The organism is bacterium, from assembly GCA_023135785.1.
Lineage (GTDB): Bacteria > CAIJMQ01 > CAIJMQ01 > CAIJMQ01 > CAIJMQ01 > CAZNJA01.
In genome coordinates this window covers 1-18,247 of the sequence record JAGLSL010000021.1, presented here as the reverse complement: position 1 = coordinate 18,247, position 18,247 = coordinate 1, and the positions used below count along the sequence as shown (strand labels likewise).

General features: G+C 39.1%; 14 protein-coding genes and 1 pseudogene. 9 read left to right on the top strand and 6 right to left on the bottom strand.

Annotation, left to right across the window (positions count from 1 at the left end; translation table 11 throughout):
- The first annotated feature begins 144 nt into the window (after window positions 1-144).
- The 3 genes from KAS42_01890 to KAS42_01880 are packed head-to-tail and all read left to right on the top strand — an operon-like array spanning window position 145 to window position 8,917.
- Window positions 145-3,093 (top strand): hypothetical protein, encoded by a 2,949-nt coding sequence (locus KAS42_01890; GenBank protein MCK4904983.1) that lies wholly within the window; start codon window positions 145-147, stop codon window positions 3,091-3,093.
- Window positions 3,090-6,668: a hypothetical protein gene (locus tag KAS42_01885; protein ID MCK4904982.1), complete on the top strand. Its 3,579-nt coding sequence runs from the start codon at window positions 3,090-3,092 to the stop codon at window positions 6,666-6,668. The genes KAS42_01890 and KAS42_01885 overlap by 4 nt, the downstream gene beginning before the upstream one ends.
- A gap of 44 nt (window positions 6,669-6,712) precedes the next feature.
- Window positions 6,713-8,917 carry a DUF333 domain-containing protein gene (locus KAS42_01880; GenBank protein ID MCK4904981.1) on the top strand — a complete coding sequence of 735 codons (2,205 nt, stop codon included), beginning with the start codon at window positions 6,713-6,715 and terminating at the stop codon, window positions 8,915-8,917.
- Between the two features lie 173 nt (window positions 8,918-9,090).
- Here the strand turns inward: KAS42_01880 and lgt are convergent, their stop codons facing one another.
- The 6 genes from lgt to KAS42_01850 all read right to left on the bottom strand — a co-directional run bounded on the left by lgt (window position 9,091) and on the right by KAS42_01850 (window position 16,229).
- Window positions 9,091-9,939, bottom strand: a complete 849-nt coding sequence (gene lgt, locus KAS42_01875; GenBank protein MCK4904980.1) for a prolipoprotein diacylglyceryl transferase — start codon at window positions 9,937-9,939, stop codon at window positions 9,091-9,093.
- Between the two features lie 194 nt (window positions 9,940-10,133).
- Window positions 10,134-10,601 carry a signal peptidase II gene (locus tag KAS42_01870; protein MCK4904979.1) on the bottom strand — a complete coding sequence of 156 codons (468 nt, stop codon included), beginning with the start codon at window positions 10,599-10,601 and terminating at the stop codon, window positions 10,134-10,136.
- On the bottom strand, window positions 10,571-10,945 hold the full coding sequence (locus KAS42_01865) for a TraR/DksA C4-type zinc finger protein (GenBank protein ID MCK4904978.1): 375 nt from the start codon (window positions 10,943-10,945) through the stop codon (window positions 10,571-10,573). Before KAS42_01865 ends, KAS42_01870 begins: the two co-directional genes overlap by 31 nt.
- Before the next feature lie 68 nt (window positions 10,946-11,013).
- Complete coding sequence (ileS, locus tag KAS42_01860) at window positions 11,014-13,908, bottom strand: isoleucine--tRNA ligase (GenBank protein ID MCK4904977.1); 2,895 nt, start codon at window positions 13,906-13,908, stop codon at window positions 11,014-11,016.
- Between the two features lie 699 nt (window positions 13,909-14,607).
- Window positions 14,608-15,489: a site-specific tyrosine recombinase XerD gene (xerD, locus tag KAS42_01855; GenBank protein MCK4904976.1), complete on the bottom strand. Its 882-nt coding sequence runs from the start codon at window positions 15,487-15,489 to the stop codon at window positions 14,608-14,610.
- 74 nt (window positions 15,490-15,563) lie between these two features.
- Complete coding sequence (locus KAS42_01850) at window positions 15,564-16,229, bottom strand: MBL fold metallo-hydrolase (protein MCK4904975.1); 666 nt, start codon at window positions 16,227-16,229, stop codon at window positions 15,564-15,566.
- A 221-nt stretch (window positions 16,230-16,450) separates the two neighbouring features.
- On the opposite strand from KAS42_01850, the pseudogene KAS42_01845 reads away from it, so the two are divergent.
- The 6 genes and pseudogenes from KAS42_01845 (at window position 16,451) to KAS42_01820 (ending at window position 18,238) form a co-directional block, all read left to right on the top strand.
- Window positions 16,451-16,537: pseudogene (locus KAS42_01845) on the top strand (tRNA pseudouridine(38-40) synthase TruA).
- A gap of 14 nt (window positions 16,538-16,551) precedes the next feature.
- Window positions 16,552-16,707 (top strand): hypothetical protein, encoded by a 156-nt coding sequence (locus KAS42_01840; protein MCK4904974.1) that lies wholly within the window; start codon window positions 16,552-16,554, stop codon window positions 16,705-16,707.
- Between the two features lie 60 nt (window positions 16,708-16,767).
- Window positions 16,768-17,007, top strand: a complete 240-nt coding sequence (locus KAS42_01835) for a hypothetical protein (protein ID MCK4904973.1) — start codon at window positions 16,768-16,770, stop codon at window positions 17,005-17,007.
- Complete coding sequence (locus tag KAS42_01830; protein MCK4904972.1) at window positions 16,997-17,356, top strand: type II toxin-antitoxin system PemK/MazF family toxin; 360 nt, start codon at window positions 16,997-16,999, stop codon at window positions 17,354-17,356. Before KAS42_01835 ends, KAS42_01830 begins: the two co-directional genes overlap by 11 nt.
- A gap of 289 nt (window positions 17,357-17,645) precedes the next feature.
- Entirely contained in the window at window positions 17,646-17,786 is a 141-nt protein-coding gene (locus KAS42_01825; protein MCK4904971.1) for a hypothetical protein, read from the top strand.
- A gap of 62 nt (window positions 17,787-17,848) precedes the next feature.
- Window positions 17,849-18,238 (top strand): PHP domain-containing protein, encoded by a 390-nt coding sequence (locus KAS42_01820; protein MCK4904970.1) that lies wholly within the window; start codon window positions 17,849-17,851, stop codon window positions 18,236-18,238.
- The last annotated feature ends 9 nt before the right edge of the window (window positions 18,239-18,247 follow it).

Genomic DNA, 18,247 nt, shown 5'->3' with positions numbered 1-18,247 from the left:
GAATTCTAACGGGGTTGACAAAACAGATTTTTAATTTTATAATTTTGACTTGTTAGAATTCTCGAAAGAGAATCTGTAATTTAAAGGGGGAAATCATATCCCCTGAAAAAATTAATTATGCAAAATTGTCGGGAGGAATCCGGTATGCGTCGTCTCGGTATGTGTCGTAAAAAAATAATTAGTGTTATTTTCTTTTTCATATTGCTTGGAATATTTGCTGTTATAGCGAAAGCTCAAACTGTGGAGGTAGAGCTTTTGCCGGAAGCTTCCCAGGCAATACTTCCCAACAGCGGAAATTTTGCGGTTTTTGGTATAAACGCTAATGATGATGGTGATGGCGATACTCATATTCTTTCTATAACTGTCCGTTTCGATCAAAGTCCTCCTGGTTCTGACTTCACCTTTAATATGACCGATATTAGCAGAGTAGCAATTTATGAAGACGGCGATTCGGATGGTGATGGTAACGGATTTTTTAGTTCTGCAGATACATTATTGGGTGAGGAATTGGGTCCCCTTAGTAGTCCGCTTACCATTACCCTATTAGCTCCTTATGCTTTGCCTAATTCTGACGAAGATGGCGCTGCAGGAAATGACTTATTTGTGGTTATTAATACTTCTAATTCTATCAGAGATGACGACCCTTCAACTACAGGTAATGAAGGGCACGCCTTTACCGTAACCATACCCAAAGGTGGAATTGAACTTGACTGGTATGCTCTTGTAGACCCTGAGCAATTCCCCGATGCTGACCAAACAACTGAAACTATATACTGTGAAGCATGGGGCGATGATATTACGCCCATTTCCACATACTATGGCGCGCCCCCATCTTACTATGACTATCCCGGCAGTGGTGGTGACCCTACTGACGGTAGCAGATACCCTTATTCAGTTCCCGATGAGTGGATAAGACCCAGATACGATAATAATCCCACAAGTTATAGATCGGTTCATCGTGGTCATTTGCCATATTCACAACTGCTTCCAATGGAAGCAAGGACTCCTGTTTTGGGTATTGACTGCGGAGGCGGCTCAACTCTTGGACCAAATAATAGTCAAAGGATTATTCTTGAAAGTGTAACGGTAACCTTTACCGCATTAAGTCCGGATTTTGACCCGACTACAGGATTAGACCCATTGCGCGGCTGCCCGTGCTGGTCTCCTTTCAGTGGCGTAGCTTTGTATAAGGATACTGGTGGTGGTGTTTGGGACTACGAAACCGATGAAAAAGTGCCGGTAGATTTTAGTGGATGGCAGGAAGATTGGCCTGAATGGACGCTGACCTTATCTCCTACTACATCCGGAGGCGAGTATATCAAAACGACATGGGATGATAATGACCTCTCCGACTACTTCATTGTAATCAGGGCTGATTCCGGTTATAGAGATGAATCCGGTGGCGCGGGTGACTATGATCCCATAAAATACGGCGCTGCTTTTACAGTATCCATAAAACAAGGAGATGTTAAATTCTCCTATCCCCCCGATTCAACCTGCAACCCTTCTCAACCGTATGTGACCGATGTTAAGCCGATTAAACCCGTTCTTGAAATCCATGATTTGGTTCATTCTCTTTATAATACTCAAAGGATAGACGCAACTTCACCTGTGACACCCGTATTCGGTCTAAACATTACGGATACTACGGATACTCGAGTTCTCGCATTTAACGACGGAGATGTTTTCAAATGGGTTAGTGTGTATCTATATGATGAAAGCGGGACAACTGACACTTCTGCTTTTATGACGCTTTCTGCTAATCAAAATAGCGGTATTTCTCTTTGGAAGGATAACAAAACGGATGGCCGAGCAGGTGTTTTTGATTCGCAGGATACATTTATCCTGGTTGCACCACCTAATTGGGAGGAAATTGTGCCGGGAAGTGTGTGGAAAGCGCAATTGAATGTGGCCAATCATCAGGATGTGCCTGGTGACGATATATATGATGCGGATAACAAAGGCGATGACTATTTTGTATGTATCAGAACTTCGGCGACTTTAAGTTATGCGGACAGATTTTCTTTTGAAATCAAGGATGGAGATGAGTATGCTCTTGATGGGCTTAAACTCAAAGCACAGTTAAATGCTGAAGGAACCGGTGTAAGAGGTAATATTCTAACTGCGAATTTTCCCGTATTTTTAACCGATTTGACTACTCCGTATCAGAATATACCTGCTAACTCTTCCCGCACCCCTGTAATTGGAATTAATACTTGGGACGATACTGAAAACGGCGGAGCATTAGAACAGGTTATCGTGGAATTTTACAACCCGGGCGGAAGAGACGATGTGGCTTTTAACGCGGAGGATGACCTGAAGCATTTATCTTCGGGTTCTTCCAGCGGTGTTGCGATTTATCGCGATACCAATGGTAACGGTGTTTTCGATTCTGCAATAGATCTGGTTATACCTTTAAAGGAATGGAGTTGGGATGAAGGTGTTGGTGGTCAACCATACGACCAGTGCAGACTTGTTTTTCAAGACCCTGAGCCGATTCCCGCGAATGATACAGCAGGGACAAGTAATAGTGGAGCAGATTATTTCGTGGTGATAAAGACTGCGGGCAGTTTAGGCTATCAACCCGGCGATGATTTTAGCGTCGGGATTGTATCCTGGGGACCCAAGGGTTCTGTATGGGGTTCGCGCGCTTTGGGTTTTATTGACCAAGGGGATAATCAGACCCGCTCCTATGAGCGCATTGAAACAAATGTGGTTGGCAATGGCGTAGTGGCGCCTCCGGCGGATGATGAAGGGGACACTACCATAGTAGAGCCTGAGGCTGAGGGTAGTGGTGGCGGCGGCGGTTCGCTTGAGGGCTGTTTCATAGCGACTGCCTGTTACGGCGCGCCTATGGCAGAAGAAGTGAAAGTTTTATCACAATTTAGAGACGAGTATTTGCTGACAAATTCTTCCGGACGAATTTTTGTAGGCGCATATTACAAAATAAGTCCTCAAATCGCTTCTTATATATCGCAACATCCGCTTCTTAGAAATTTGGTTAGATGGACATTAAAACCGATAGTGAAAATTACGGATAAATTCTTGAATGATGATTCTTCAAAAGTAATTTCAAGGAGAGGAAAACAATGAGAAACGGATTTTTAACCTTATTAGTAATTGCCGCTGTTATTTTTTTATCGGCTCATTCACTTTTCTCTCAAGATAATAAAAGCCCCAACTCATTGAAATTGGGACCGATCATATCTGCGCTTGAAGATAAAGATATAGATGACCTTTCAATATCCACATCTACTTTCAAAGGGGTTTCTGCATCCGGTAATCTTCAAACTATAAATTTCTCTATAGAAACCGAGAGAATAAGTTTAAGAAAGAAAGATAACTTTGATTATGTGAAAATAGAAGGGCTTGAACTTTCAGGCGGCATCCCCGGCGCGCCGAATCTTCCGAGTGAATTATTTATTTTAACCTTGCCGAAGGATTCCGAAGTAACCGGTGTGGAAGTGAAAAATATTACTTATCGTTATGTCCTAAATCCTTTAAAAATTGCTCCTGTTTCTCAACCCGTTCCGATAACGCCTAAAAAAGGCAGTGTGGACCAAGCAAATTTAATGCGGCTAAAACCCGATGAAAGAATCTATTCTTCCGAAGATTTCTTCCCCGGCAGTTTAGTCGCATATTACAGTGGCTGTGATAATAATAATTGCTATGTGTCTGTTAGGTTCTATCCTCTGCAGTATGCGCCTAAAACAAAGCAGTCTATTATCGTAACCTCTGCAACGATAGAAGTTTACTATTCTTCTAATAATGCGATTAGCAAAAGTTTTGAAAGTGAAGGATTTAAAACTGCTTCAGGACCGGAAGCATGTTTAATAATTTATCCTGCGGCTTATAATGCAGCCGCCGATGCCTTAATAGATCTGCATGACACTTTTGGGATAGATACTACTAAAGTTTCGGTTGAGGAGATAGCAGGTTATAATTATGGTTCCGGAGGCGTTCCCCCAAGAGCAGATCCTCCTGATTATCTATGCTCTTATGGTGGATATAGCGGCTATACCGGTAGCGATATAGTAGGGTATGATTATCAGTTGGCTTTAAAAATTCTATCATTTATACAGGAGGCAAAAAGTTCTGTCGATAGTGGCTGGGCTTACTATCCGCAACTTGAATATATAGTTCTTCTCGGCGATGCATCTGCTGTTCCTCCTTCGTATTATGTATATAGTCCAGTAGGGGGTTCTTATGATAACTGGGTTCCCACTGATTATTTCTATTCTTTAACAAATTATAATGATTATACCCCTGAATATAAGGTAGGTAGACTCTCTGCAGGGAATTTGTCTGATATACAGGATATAGTTCAAAAAATAGATGATTGGCATGCCAACGTAGACGCAGACCCGACCTGGTTTAATAATGTCGCTCTTGCCGGTGGACAGCCCTTTGGCACGTGGTACTATCATGGAGAATTGTTATGCAATGAGGTGATGAATACTTTTTCTGCTGTTTCCGGTTACAGTAGGTCTTATTTAAGTGGTATGAATGTAAGTAAGTTCTATCATACTGATGACGGAATCGTTGGCGATATTACTCAATTTATTCAGAGTGATGTGGAAGACACAATGGATGGAACAAATCCTCAAGGGCTTGTTTATCTCTTAGGGCATGGTTCGGGTGATGCTTTCTATTTCGATGATGTTGACCCCGCTGATACAGTTCTATATAGTTCGGAAGTGTTAGCTTTTGGCTCCAATCTTGATATTCCTGTTGTTATATCTATATCTTGTGATAATGCGGCGTATGATGTATCTATTGTGGCTCCGGGTTTTGCTACCTCATTCGGCGAAAGTGTTCTTCTTTCGCCTGCCGGAGGCATAGCTTATTTGGGCGGTTCTCGCACATGTTTTGGGACCCTTGATTGGACATTTGATAATGGCTACATGGAAATATTACCCTCAGAATATATGGCAGAGATGATAAAATACGCTTTTAAAAAGTATCATGAGAGCGGAGGAACAGGAACGTTAACTTTAGGTCGTATTTTTACAGAGGCTTTATCGGACTATGTCCTTGCAAATGGCAGTTATCTGCTTTCAAGTCCTTATGACCAACGAACAGTTTTTGAGTGGACTCTTTTAGGCGACCCTGCTTTGCCCATTCCCCCGCAAGTTTGGAGCGTTGATGATAACCCTGTTCCGACTATTACGGCTTCTACTCTCCCAAGAGGTAAAACGCCTGCCTATAATCTGTTTGGGATGCCGGTATACGAAGTAGAGGATGGCTCCGATACTACGATAGAAGTTGACCCGTCTGCTTTATCTGATGTAGAGATAACTTTAGTTGACCCGAGAAACGATAAAACTGATGATAGAACCATACAGGCACATGCTATTAATTACCCTTTTGATGTGGACGATGTTGACGGAGGAGTAAATGACCGCGGTCCTTCTCTCTACTTTGTTAGAGTGGCAGGACAAGATACACCTGCGGGGAATTATACCAAAGAAAAAAGATTCTATTTGGAAGTTGTGAACGAATTTATCCCTACTGCGGATATTTTGGTGGTAGATTCTGACACTATGTATAGATACAGGGATGCTACTAACTCTCATACTTCATGGCCTTTAACGGATGATTATGATGACTGGTATGATACAGCTCTTGTTGATAATGGATATGTTTTGGATACTCCCGGCGCTGGTGGTTATCAGGTATGGCATGTGGATAACAATACCGGAACAAATGCGGCCGGCGAGGGAAGACACGGTGAAATCACACAGGATTTATTGGACTATATGGCGGCGGATACAGAAAGAGTAGTAATTTGGTTCACGGGAGATAATTTTATTGATACTTTTGTTTCGTCTGACCAGACTTATCTTACAGAGTATCTTAAAGAAAAAGGCGGACGGCTCTTTGTTACGGGGCAGGATGTTGGTTATGACATTGGTGCTACCGATTTTTATAAAGATTATCTTCACGCTAATTATATATCAGATGATGTTGGACTTAATGTAATTGACGGTGTTGCAGGAGATCCTGTTGGCGGCGGATTTGGAAATATCAAAATAAATCCTTCTATCCCGGGCACCGGCGCGGGAAATCAGGAGGAGCCCAGCAAAATAAGTCAAAGGAGCCCTGCTTCCGAATGTTTTCATTACTGCGCTTCCAGCGGCGGTGGTAACCAAGGTTCTGCAGGTGTGAAATACTGCAATGATACATATCCGCCAAGTCCTCCTGACAAGAGTCATGCGGTTGTTTATCTTGCTTTCGGGTTGGAAGGTATAGCAGACAAGGACTCTGCTACTCCACCTTGCGGCAGAAAACAGATAATGGCGGCAGTAATTGATTGGCTTAAAGGCAAAGGCGGAATAAGTAGAGAAGGGACAGATGATGACGACGATGACGATGATGGCGATGCCGATGGCGGTGATGGTGGTAGTAGCGGTGGTGGCGCAGATTCACTCGGCTGTTTTATAGCTACCGCATCTTACGGCACGCCTATGGCGAGAGAAGTTAAAGCGCTCTCACTGTTCAGAGACGAATATCTAATGGAAAATTCTTTAGGCAGATTCTTTGTTAGAAGTTATTATAAATTTTCGCCGCAATTAGCCGAATATATTTCCCGGCGTCCGGCGCTTAAAAAGTTTATAAGAATAGGGCTTAAACCTTTGGTGCGTTTTTCGGAAAAAATGACACGATAGTGTCATTGCGAGTCAAAGACGAAGCAATCTAAAACATATCAAATGTGTTTAAAAAAATAAATTTACCCCATAGGAATATCCTGCATTTTTTCTCCACAATCTTTCTTTTACTCTTCTTTATTTTTCCCATATCTAAAACCGTTTTTGCTTTACCTAATCCCGCCGCTGTTTATTGCGAAAAAATGGGTTATGAATACAAGGTGATTAAAACACCTGACGGGGAAAAAGGTATATGTGTTGTTGCCGAAGGCGTCCAGTTTGATGCGTGGGATTTTTTAAAAGGTAAAGTGGGTAAAAAATATTCTTATTGCGCAAAGCAGGGTTATGGAACACAAACCCAGCGCGAATATAAACAAGGATTTTCTACCGAATGTGCCATATGCGTATCTGCGGCTGAAAACGGAAAAACAGCAGAGCGAATACCGATGCTTGAGCTGATGAAAAAAAATGGCGAGCCTCTGATGGATTTAGCTCCCAATAATGCGGAACTTAAAAAAGGCGGTTGTGGGTGCGAGGATTGCCAAAGACCAAAAATAGAAGAATGCGACGATTATCCTAAGGAAATAGAAAAAACAGGGATTAAACAGGGTATTGGCATAAAAGGCAAGGGGCTTCCTGCATCTTTTGATTGGCGCAACTTTGAGGGAACAGGTCATGCTTATATCGGACCTGCCCGCGACCAGGGAGGTTGCGGCAGTTGTTATGCCTTTGGAGCGGTTGCTTCTGCGGAAGGCGTATATAACTACGCAATGGGATTATATGATGATGGTGTTGATGATAATCGCGCTGAATTTTCCGAATCATTCATAATATGGTGTCTTGCAAGATTACCCGAGTATTTTCCTCATTTCTATGGTTGTATCGGCGCTGATTATGATTATCAAGAGCTTGAAGCATTGACTGATCATTCCCTTGCCACTGATGGGATATGCAGGTTGGCGGATTTTCCATATACAACAGTTGACCCTGGCTCCTGCGCTCACTGGGGCGACTCCCTGATTGTTTTTTCCGGATGGGGCAGAATACCGTGCGGTGATATTGACGCGATAAAAACAGCAATAATAACCTATGGGGTTATAGATGTAGCGGTTTTGGCAGGAGATGATTTTCAGAGTTATGATGAAGGGGTTTATAGTGACTCTAATACTACTTGTCCGGGCAGTCCCTGTTATTATACTCCCGTAAATCATGCCGTAGCTTTGGTCGGTTGGGGAGACGGCTACTGGATACTAAGAAACAGCTGGGGGACTGACTGGGGTGAAGACGGATATATGCGCATAGCATATACTTCGGCAAGAGTAGCCTGCGAAGCTACATATCTGCGGATTGTTCCATCTTCCGAAGGCAGGGTCTGGTTGGACATGGTTTCTTATTCTGCGCCTGATACGGCAAATGTTGTTGTTTTGGACAGTGATTTGAATACAACAGATAATCCCGACACTACAACTGTAGAATTTGAATCCGAACTTACTGCCGATACTGAAATTATGGAATTGGTTGAAACAGATACTTCTACTGGAATTTTTACGGGTTCAATTGGTTTGGAATTAGATACTGTTCCGGCAAGTGATAGCATTCTTCAGGTTCAGGACGGCGATACCATACTCGTTACTTATGTGGACGCTGTTTATGGAGAAGGCGGAGAGGTTGAGTTAACGGATACAGCTACTGTTGTTCTCATAAGTGTTCCTATCGGGCTTACAGCCACAGCAGGAAGAAATTATGTGTTTCTGTATTGGAATCCCGTTGAAAGTCCTGCTTTGGATGGATATAATATTTATAGAAGCGCCTCTTCAGTGGGGACAAAAACAAAAATTAATGGCGCTCAACTTGTAGAGAGTAATTCTTATACAGATGGTTCTGTTTCCATTAACACCATTTATTATTATTGGGTAACTGCTGTAGATACTTATGGCAATGAGACCGATTATTCTTCTTACATCGCAGTTACTACCGAGGCAGGTGGAGACGATGGCGGCGGCGGTGGAGGAGGTGGTGGTGGGGGAGGAAGCGGCTGTTTCATAGCGACTGCTTGTTACGGCGCGCCAATGGCGGACGAAGTGAAGGTTCTTTCCGAATTCAGAGACGAATATTTAATGACGAATTCTTTGGGCAGATTCTTTGTCAGAAATTATTATAGATTTTCTCCACAATTAGCCGAATATATTTCCCGGTGTCCAATACTTAAAAAGTTTATAAGAATAGGGCTTAACCCTTTAGTGCGTTTTTCGGAAAAAATGACACGATAGTGTCATTGCGAGGTCCGATGACTCCGAAAGGACGGACTCTTCGGAGAGCGAATAAAATGAGCGACGAAGCAATCTCATTATTGGATTGCTTCGGCTACGCCTCGCAACGACCTTTCAGTTCGGATTGCCACACCCTCGCAAAGGTTTGGGTTTACAATGACAAACTGGTTCTGTTATCTGTTGTCTGCTTTCTGTTTTCTGAATTTGTGTGTAAGAACTACCAAAGAAATGCCGACTATTCCCGCGCATATAATCTGGAAGAGCGTTAATCGGTAAAAGAATATTTCCAATCCATCTCCTCTTAAAAAATCCAGGAAGAATCTGAAAGTCGGATATAAGATGAGATAGACAAGGAGAGTTTTTCCTTTGAATTTCTGGTTTTCTCTTGTTTTCTTTAGCAATAAGAAAAGTATAAATAAAAAAATAGAAGAATATAATTGCGTAGGATGGAGCGGTAATGCGCCGTAATGATACCCTGCGGGCGAATTCAGATTAAACACTTTTCCTATTGGTAAATTTGTTGGTTTCCCGTAACAGCATCCGTTCAGGAAACAGCCGATTCTTCCTATTGCCTGTCCCAATGCTACATAAGGAATAATTAAGTCCACTATATATATATAAGATAATTTTTTCTTTTTTGTGTAAAAGAAAACAGTTGCCAATGATAGGAAAAATCCGCCGTGGAATATGAATCCGCCTCGCCACAGACTTGCGTCTAAAGGGTTTTGTATATAAAGCGGTAGGTTAAAAAAGATATAAGCTAACTTGCCGCCTAAAATACCTGAAAGGATAATCCAAAATACAATGTCCAAGACTGTAGAAGTATCTATTCCTGTTTTTCCTGCTGGTTTCCGTGTCTGCTCGCCTGTTGTTTCATGGTGGGCCTGCTCGCTTGCAGGCAGGATAGGGGGTTGATTCGCATCTTTTATTAAAAGGTATAAACTTAAATAGAAAGCCAGCGCCATCAAGACCCCGTAGGAATATATTTCAAACTGCCCGATTGTAAAAAGTATAGGATGCATGTTTTTTAAAAAATTTCTAATTACTAATACCTAATTCCCAATGAAATATCAAAAATTGCAAAAAATAACAACCAAAATATACAATAAATAAAAACTAATTAAATTCCAATCTTCATTCTAGCCAACAAATTATTTATCCTCTCCATTACTTGTTTCTTGATGGTGAATTGTTAATATTTTTGAATTTTAATTTGTCATTTTACATTTTGATTTTTACATTTTGAAATATTAATTATTATAAGTCCTACTCCCAAAAGTATTGAAGAATCGGCTATGTTGAAAGAGTAGGGGAATTTATTAAGTAGTAAATAATCTATCACAAAGCCGTAAATTATGCGGTCTATGAGATTGCTTATAGCGCCTGCCAATATAAATATAAGCCCCCAACTGAAAAGGGTTTTTTTATAGTTTGTACGCAAGTAGAAAAACAGGATGAATAAAATAACAATGGATGCGGGAATAATAAAAAATCTGCCACAGTTTTGAAATAATCCGAAGGCAATCCCAGGGTTTTGGGAAGCAGGGACAAAATAAAGCAAATTTTTTACGATGTCAGTTTCTTCTTTAATTAAACCTCTGTTATAAAAGAGAAACTTTAAAATATGGTCAGATAGTATGATTAGTGTGGCGGTTATGAGTTCTTTTCCTCGTTCTCTTTGCATTTTAGACATAATTCCGCATATGGAACAGCTTTTAATCTCTTCATTCCGATATCTTTGCTGCATTTGGAACACTTCCCGTAAGTTTTTTTCTCGATTCTATTTATAGCGTTTTGTATTTGTTTGAGATGTTTTTCTTCCGAAGATAAGAGGTCTAACGAGGTGTTCTCTTCGGCGCTGTCCGAAGCAAGGTCCGCCATGTGCATTTTATGCGAGGAAACCTCGCCGGAAACATCCTTGAAAGATTTGCCTAACTGTTTTTTTTCTTTATCGTCTAAATCGTTAAACAATCTTTCTTTTTCTTTAATAAGAATTTCCTTGAATGTTTTGATGTCTTTTGCTTTCAATTGAGTTACCTCCTTAAAAAATGATTACACCGATTAAAAGATTTGTTTTATCTGTGTAATCCCGTTTTTTAATCTGTGTAATCGTGTTTTGCTTTCACTATTGTAGCACATCTTGAGCAAAGTTTAGGAAATTCTTTCTGTTTATTTATCTCTTGACTGTATTTCCAGCATCTTAAGCATTTTTCTCCCTTTGCCTTTTTGATTTCAATTTTTACCCCGTTAGACCCGTTTAGAGATTTATTGTCTCTAACGGGTTTAATGGGATCCAATTCCACATTTGAAACTATAAAGATAGTTGCCAAATCTTCTTTAGAAACATCAAGGGCTTTCATATGAGAATCTTTTATGTATAAAATGACTTCCGCTTCTAAGGAACTGCCTATTATTTCTTTTTGGCGCGCTTCTTCAAGTGCTTTCTGAACGTCTTCTCTCAACTTTAATATCTTTTCCCATTTTTGCTCTAATTTTTCGTCTATTTTTTGTTCGTTTGGCAAGTTTGTCAAAAATACGGATTTTTCTTCGAAATTACAGTTCTGCCAGATTTCTTCGGCTGTAAAAGACATAAACGGACTAATAAGTTGGGTTAATGTTCTAAGAATAAAATGCATGACTGTTTGGGCGCAACGTCTCCCAAGTGAATCTGCTGGCAGAATATATAACCTATCCTTAATTATATCTAAATAGGTTGAGCTCATATCCACATTCGAAAACTGATAAATTGCCTGATATGCCTTTATAAAACGGAAGCTCTTATATGCTTCTTTAACTTCTTTTAGAAGCATAAGGCATCGGTTATACGCCCATCTGTCAATCTCCAACCATTCGGATTGGTCAACAGCGTTTTGCGAATATTGGAAATCATATAAATTACCCAGCATGAATCTGGTTGTATTTCTAAGTTTTCTATATGCCTCAATACATCGTTTAAGTGTTTCTTCTCCGATTCTTATGTCGCTTCCCCAGTCCGAAGATATAGCCCACAATCTCAAAATATCTGCGCCTTGATTGTTAACTATAACCTGTGGGTTGGTAACATTACCTACGGATTTTGACATCTTTTTACCTTCACTATCTACTACAAATCCGTGTGTAAGGACTGCCTTGTATGGGGGTTTGTTGTATAAAGCCACAGATGTAAGTAGTGATGTCTGAAACCAACCTCTATGTTGGTCGCTTCCTTCCAAATATAAGTCTGCAGGCCAGTCTAAATTATTCGCCCTGTTAGAAATTTCATTTTTAATGGGTTTGGAATCTTTTAACACCGCAACGTGAGAAATGCCGGAATCAAACCACACATCAAGTATGTCTTTGTCTTTTTTAAAGCCCTGAACGCTTTTGCATTTCGGGCATGAAAAATCTTTCGGCAGGAATTTCTCAACCTTATATCCAAACCAGGCATCTGCTCCTTCTTTTTTAATAATATCGCTTACATTTTCCATTAAACGGCTGTCAAGAATTTCCTTGCCGCATTTTTCGCAATAAACAACGGGTATTCCCACGCCCCACAATCTCTGACGCGAAAGGCACCAGTCGGGACGAGTCTTTAACATTCCTTCTATTCTATTTATGGAAACTTCGGGAGCCCATCGAACTTCTTTTAAGCTTTTTATAGCTGTCTGTCTTAAGTTTTTCCTGTCAACTCCTACGAACCATTGTTTACATGCTCTAAATATTACAGGTCTTTTACATCTCCAGCAATGCGGATAAGAATGTTCTAATGGCTCGCTATTAATAAGCAATTCTTTTGTTGATAGAGTTTCGATAATTTCGTTGTTTGCTTTGAAGATATGTTTTCCCTTGAATTGCGGCACTTCATCAGTAAAAAGTCCTTTTTCATTTACGGGAGAGAAAATCGGCAGTTTATACTTTAATCCGGTCAAGTAATCTTCCTGACCGTGTCCGGGTGCCGTATGAACACATCCGGTGCCTTCTTCCAAACTAACATAATTGGCGTTTACTATTTTGCCTTTTTTGTCAAAAAGTGGGTGATTATATTCCAATCCTTCCAATTCTTTTCCTTTTTTGGTTTTTACAATCTTGTAATCATTAATATCTGATTGCTCCATTACCGTCTTTACCAAATCCTTCGCAATAATCCAAGTTTCTGTGTTCTGTCCTCTGTCCTCTGTCCTCTGTCCTCCCTGCCCGCCGTCTGTTTGGAGGGTGTCTTCTGTCTTCTGAACCTCTACCCATGCATAATCGTAGTCGGGATGCAGTGCAACAGCAAGGTTAGCAGGTAAAGTCCAAGGTGTGGTTGTCCATATAATAATGAATTTATCTTTTTGGGAAGATAGCGGAAATTTTACCCAGACGGAATTTGAAGTATGCGGTGCATATTCAACTTCCGCTTCGGCTAAAGCTGTCTCGCAGGAAACGCACCAGTAAATAGGTTTTTTATCCTGATAAATATAGCCTTTCTCTGAGAGTTCTTTGAATACATCTATAATTTTGCTTTGATAATGGTAATCCATTGTGACATAAGGATTATCCCAATTAGCCATAATACCCAAACGCTTTAACTGGTTTTTTTGTATTTCCACATAGCTTTGAGCATATTCTCTTGCTTTTTTTCTGAATTCTAAGATATCAATCTCTTCTTTTTTATTAACTTTGAGTTTCTTGAATAGTTGCAGTTCAATGGGCAGTCCGTGACAATCCCAGCCGGGAGTAAATGGCGTAGAATAGCCTTCTAAAGACTTATATTTGATAACAATATCTTTGAGAACTTTATTTATAACATGCCCAAGATGAATATCTCCGTTTGCGTAAGGAGGTCCGTCGTGCAGAATATATTTTTCCCTGCCCTTGGAAAGCATCTTTTCATAGATGTCGTTATCTTCCCAAAATTTGAGCGTAACAGGTTCTTTTTTAGGCAAATTTGCCTTCATCTCAAATTTGGTTTGGGGCAAATTTAAGGTATGAGAATAACTTTCTTCCTTAATATTATTAGTTTTATCATTCATGGTAATGGCGCTTTAAATTTGAAAGAGTATTATACAGAAATTTGCCTGAAATACAACTCAAAAATGGCGGGATTTGAGATGCGATGAGATGACTCTAACCTCTCCCCGCTACCAATTTTACAATGTAGCGGTAAAACCCGCCCCGCAAGAAAAAATATTTTATAGAAACAAATTCTGATGAATTTATTTTCAACGGAGGCTTGTTTGCTTTTTCATCTGCCGAGTAAACTCGGCCGCTACAATAAAATTAGAAATATAATCGAAATATATGCCTGCCCGCCAAATCTTGTCAGGCGGGGAAATAAATTGAAATACAATTGAAATACATTGCCTGCATCCTTAGTTTTTTGAAGTTATAGTATGTAATTTTTTTTAGTTTTCAATCCTTTAACAACATATATCTATTGTATTTCTACCGTATATCCATTTATATCTACCGTATTTCTATTTTTTGATTTTTATTATTTCCGTAGTATCTCTATTTATTTCTATTGTATTTCTACCGTATTTCTATTTTTTGATTTTTATTATTTCCGTAGTATCTCTATTTATTTCTATTGTATTTCTACCGTATTTCTATTGTATTTCTACCGTATATCCATTTATATCTACTGTATATCTATGTATCTCATTTCTTTAGTCTTCGGTCTTTAGTCTTTGGTCTATTGTAGTGGCAAAGCTTGCTTTGCTTTTTAAGCTCTAACCTCTGGGATGATATTTCTTGTGAATTTCCTTCAATCTTTTTCTGTTAAGTTGCGTATAAATCTGTGTCGTAGATATATCCACATGCCCCAACATTTCCTGAACGGAACGTAAATCTGCTCCTCCTTCCAATAAGTGCGTGGCAAAAGAATGCCTGAAAGTATGCGGGGAAATATCTGAAATACCGTTTTTTCTGCCGTATTTTTTAATTATCTTCCATATACTTTGTCTTGAAAGTTTTTGCCTTTTTTTATTTAGAAATACATAATTGGAATTAGCGCCTTTTATTAAATTAGGTCTTATGTTTTCTAAATATTTTTTTAACCAGTCCCTCGCATGTTTTCCCATCGGGATAATTCTTTCTTTAGAGCCTTTACCCATAACCCTTATATAACCTGCTTCTGTGTCTACATTCTCAATCTTTAAATCTACGACTTCAGAAGCCCTTGTTCCTGTTGCATAAAGTAATTCTAATAATGCTTTATCTCTTAGGTTTATCTGTTTAGTTATGTCTATGTTTTCCAGTATAGAATTTACCTGGCTGACAGACAAAACAATCGGAAGATGCCGTTCTCTTTTAAAAGATTCCAGAATTATCGTCGGGTCTTCTTTTATATATTTTTGTCCCAATAAAAATTTATATAAACTTCGTATAGTAGAAACCTTGCGGGCAATAGAAGAGGAAGAAATGCTCTTTTTTCTCAAATGTTCCATATACGATACGAGCTTTGGATAGCGGACATCTTCAAAAGAAGTGTTTTCTTTGGAAAGGAAAACGCAGAAATCTCTCAAGTCTGTTGTATACGCTTGAATAGTATTTTTAGAAAGTCCTTTTTCAATAATGAGAAACTGCAGAAATTCATCGATTCTTTTGTTCATGTTTAAATAATGATTGCACCGATTTAAAATTAGTAATCTGTGTAATCTCGTGTTTTTTTATCTGTGTAATCATTTTATTGTAAATACGGATTCTCTCTTTTTTCTTTGCCGATTGTTGAAGAGGCTCCGTGTCCAGGGTAAACGCGAAATTTTTCAGGCAACTTAAATAATTTGTTTTTTATGCCGTTTATGAGTGTTATTTCATCAGCCAAAGGAAAATCCGATCTTCCTATACTTCCCGAAAAAAGCGCATCCCCTGTAAAAACACATCCATTTACCCCGCCTTTGCGTGCAGGGGCGGGGTGCATAACAATAGATATACCTCCGGGCGTATGACCCGGCGTATGAAGAATAAGCGCTTCCAAATCTCCGATTTTCAACCGCGAATCTTCGTTTAGGACTATATCGGGCTGAGGAAAAGGTAAATAATCGTCTTGTAAATCAGGCGGCATAAAAGCGGAAAGATTTAAGGCAGGGTCTTTTAAAAATTTTATATCTTCCTCGTGTATGCAAATTTCGGCGTTCAGCGTCTCTTTTAGATATTTATTTGCTCCGATATGGTCTATATGAGCGTGAGTGTTGATAATATATTTGATATTTAGATTCTTTGCTTTAACAATTTTAAGGATTTTTTCCCCGTCCGCGCCGGGGTCTATAATCAGCCCTTCCAATGTCCGCTCACATCCGATTATGTAACAATTTGTTTCTATCGCTCCGACTAATAGTTTTTCCAATATCACTTTGTAATTCTACCATAATCACATGATTACAGAGATTAAAAATTTGGTTTTATCTGTGTAATCCTATATGTGAGTGAAGCGAACACTTATATTGAATGAAGATAGGAAGTATGGGAAAATGTTAATCAAATTAAAAATTAAAATGCAAATATCAAAATGACAGTGCAAAAATCAAAAATATTAGAGGCTTGAAGATAGTTAATTTTACATTTTATTAAACAATGCCCAATTAGAAACTTACTATTGAATATGAAGGAACTAATTATCACGGTTGGCAAAGGCAAAAGACGAAGGTTACTGTTCAGGAATATAATAGGGAAATATGAAAAAACAGGAAATCAAAAAAGGCGAAATCGTTATTTATAAGGTCAAAGACGGACCTAAATTAGATGTGCATCTGGAAAAAGATACGGTTTGGCTCACACAATGCCAAGTTGTCCCTGCTTACGGATTATATCTGGTTGATGTAGGATACTAAGTAAGATGTTGAAAGAGCATAAGAAATTGTGCTATCATTTGCTATCAAAAGGAGTGAAATATGCCAAAGACAATGGAAAATCCTACATTGGGAGTGAGAGTTCCTGATAAAACGAGACAAGAGTTAAAATTTTTCTGCAAGAAACATGGACTTATTCCAGGTCGCGTGGTTGAGCAAGCAATTAAAGAAAAACTAAGAGAGTTAGAAGAAATAGAGAAACGCAGGAACCTACTTGTTCTGCAGCAGGGAGCGTTGAAGAAGCTCTGGGATAATTCTGAAGAAGATATCTATGAATTATAATCGTGGCGATGTAGTTATTGTGCCATTTCCTTTTGTTACTGAGAGAGGGACCAGGCAAAAGGCAAGACCTGCTTTAGTTATTTCTGACCATTCTATAAAAAGAAGATATAAAGATTTAATTTTGGTTGGAATAACATCTCGGGTCGAAACCCTACATCCAACAGAATTCTTAATAGAAAGAGATAGTAAAGATTTTAAGCAATCAGGACTTGCCAAATCCTCAATGGTTAGGTGTGAATATATTATGACACTCCCTCCTGAAATTATTTCACGAAAGTTGGGCGCGCTATCAAAAGAAACAATGACCAGGATTGACCGGAAATTAAAACAGAGTTTGGGGATAAAGTGAGAGAATTAAACACACAATAATATCTCCCTTACTAATTGAGCGTTTTATGTAGGTAATAGCTAAATATCGTTTAGAGAGTGAGTATGATATGAAAGCATCTAATGATACGAAGATTTTTCGTTATATTAGTGAGAATGAATTGTAGAGGAAAGTTTGGAGTTATATTTTTACATTTTGATATGCATTTTCCCTCTGGAATCTGTAAAGATTCCGAGGACTTGGTCCCTGAAATTGCGAAACAATTTCTAGGGGTGATTTTTAATATTTGATATTTAATTTGGAGGAAACGATGGAACATTCTGATTTTGTTCACCCCGTTAGAGTTCGTCCCGATATTTTATCGGGACGTCAGAAATGCTATTTACTTTTTAGGTTTATAACAGCCGACAAGTTTTTTAAGATAAATGCGGTATGCACTTCTTATCTCTAACGGGGTTCATTTGCATGCTTAGTTAAATAGAATATATAAGTAAATGTAAGTAAGGAGAAACTATGGAACATTCGGACTTTGTACACTTGCACGTTCATACGGGTTATTCGCTTTTAGACGGTATGTGCAGGATTAAAGATTTGGTAAAAAAAGCAAAGGAATTTAAGATGCCTGCGCTCGCCATAACCGATCATGGGAATATGTTCGGCGCTATTGAATTTTATAATACGGCTATTTCGGCAGGGATTAAACCGATTATAGGAAGCGAGATGTATATGGCTCCCGGAAGCAGGAAAGATAAAAAAGTAGAACGCGGAAGAACGAATTATTATCATCTGACCCTGCTATGCAAGAATGAACAGGGTTATAGAAACTTGATGAAACTCAGCTCTCTCGGATATTTGGAAGGATTTTATTATAGACCCAGAATTGATAAGGAAATTTTAAAATAATATTCAGAA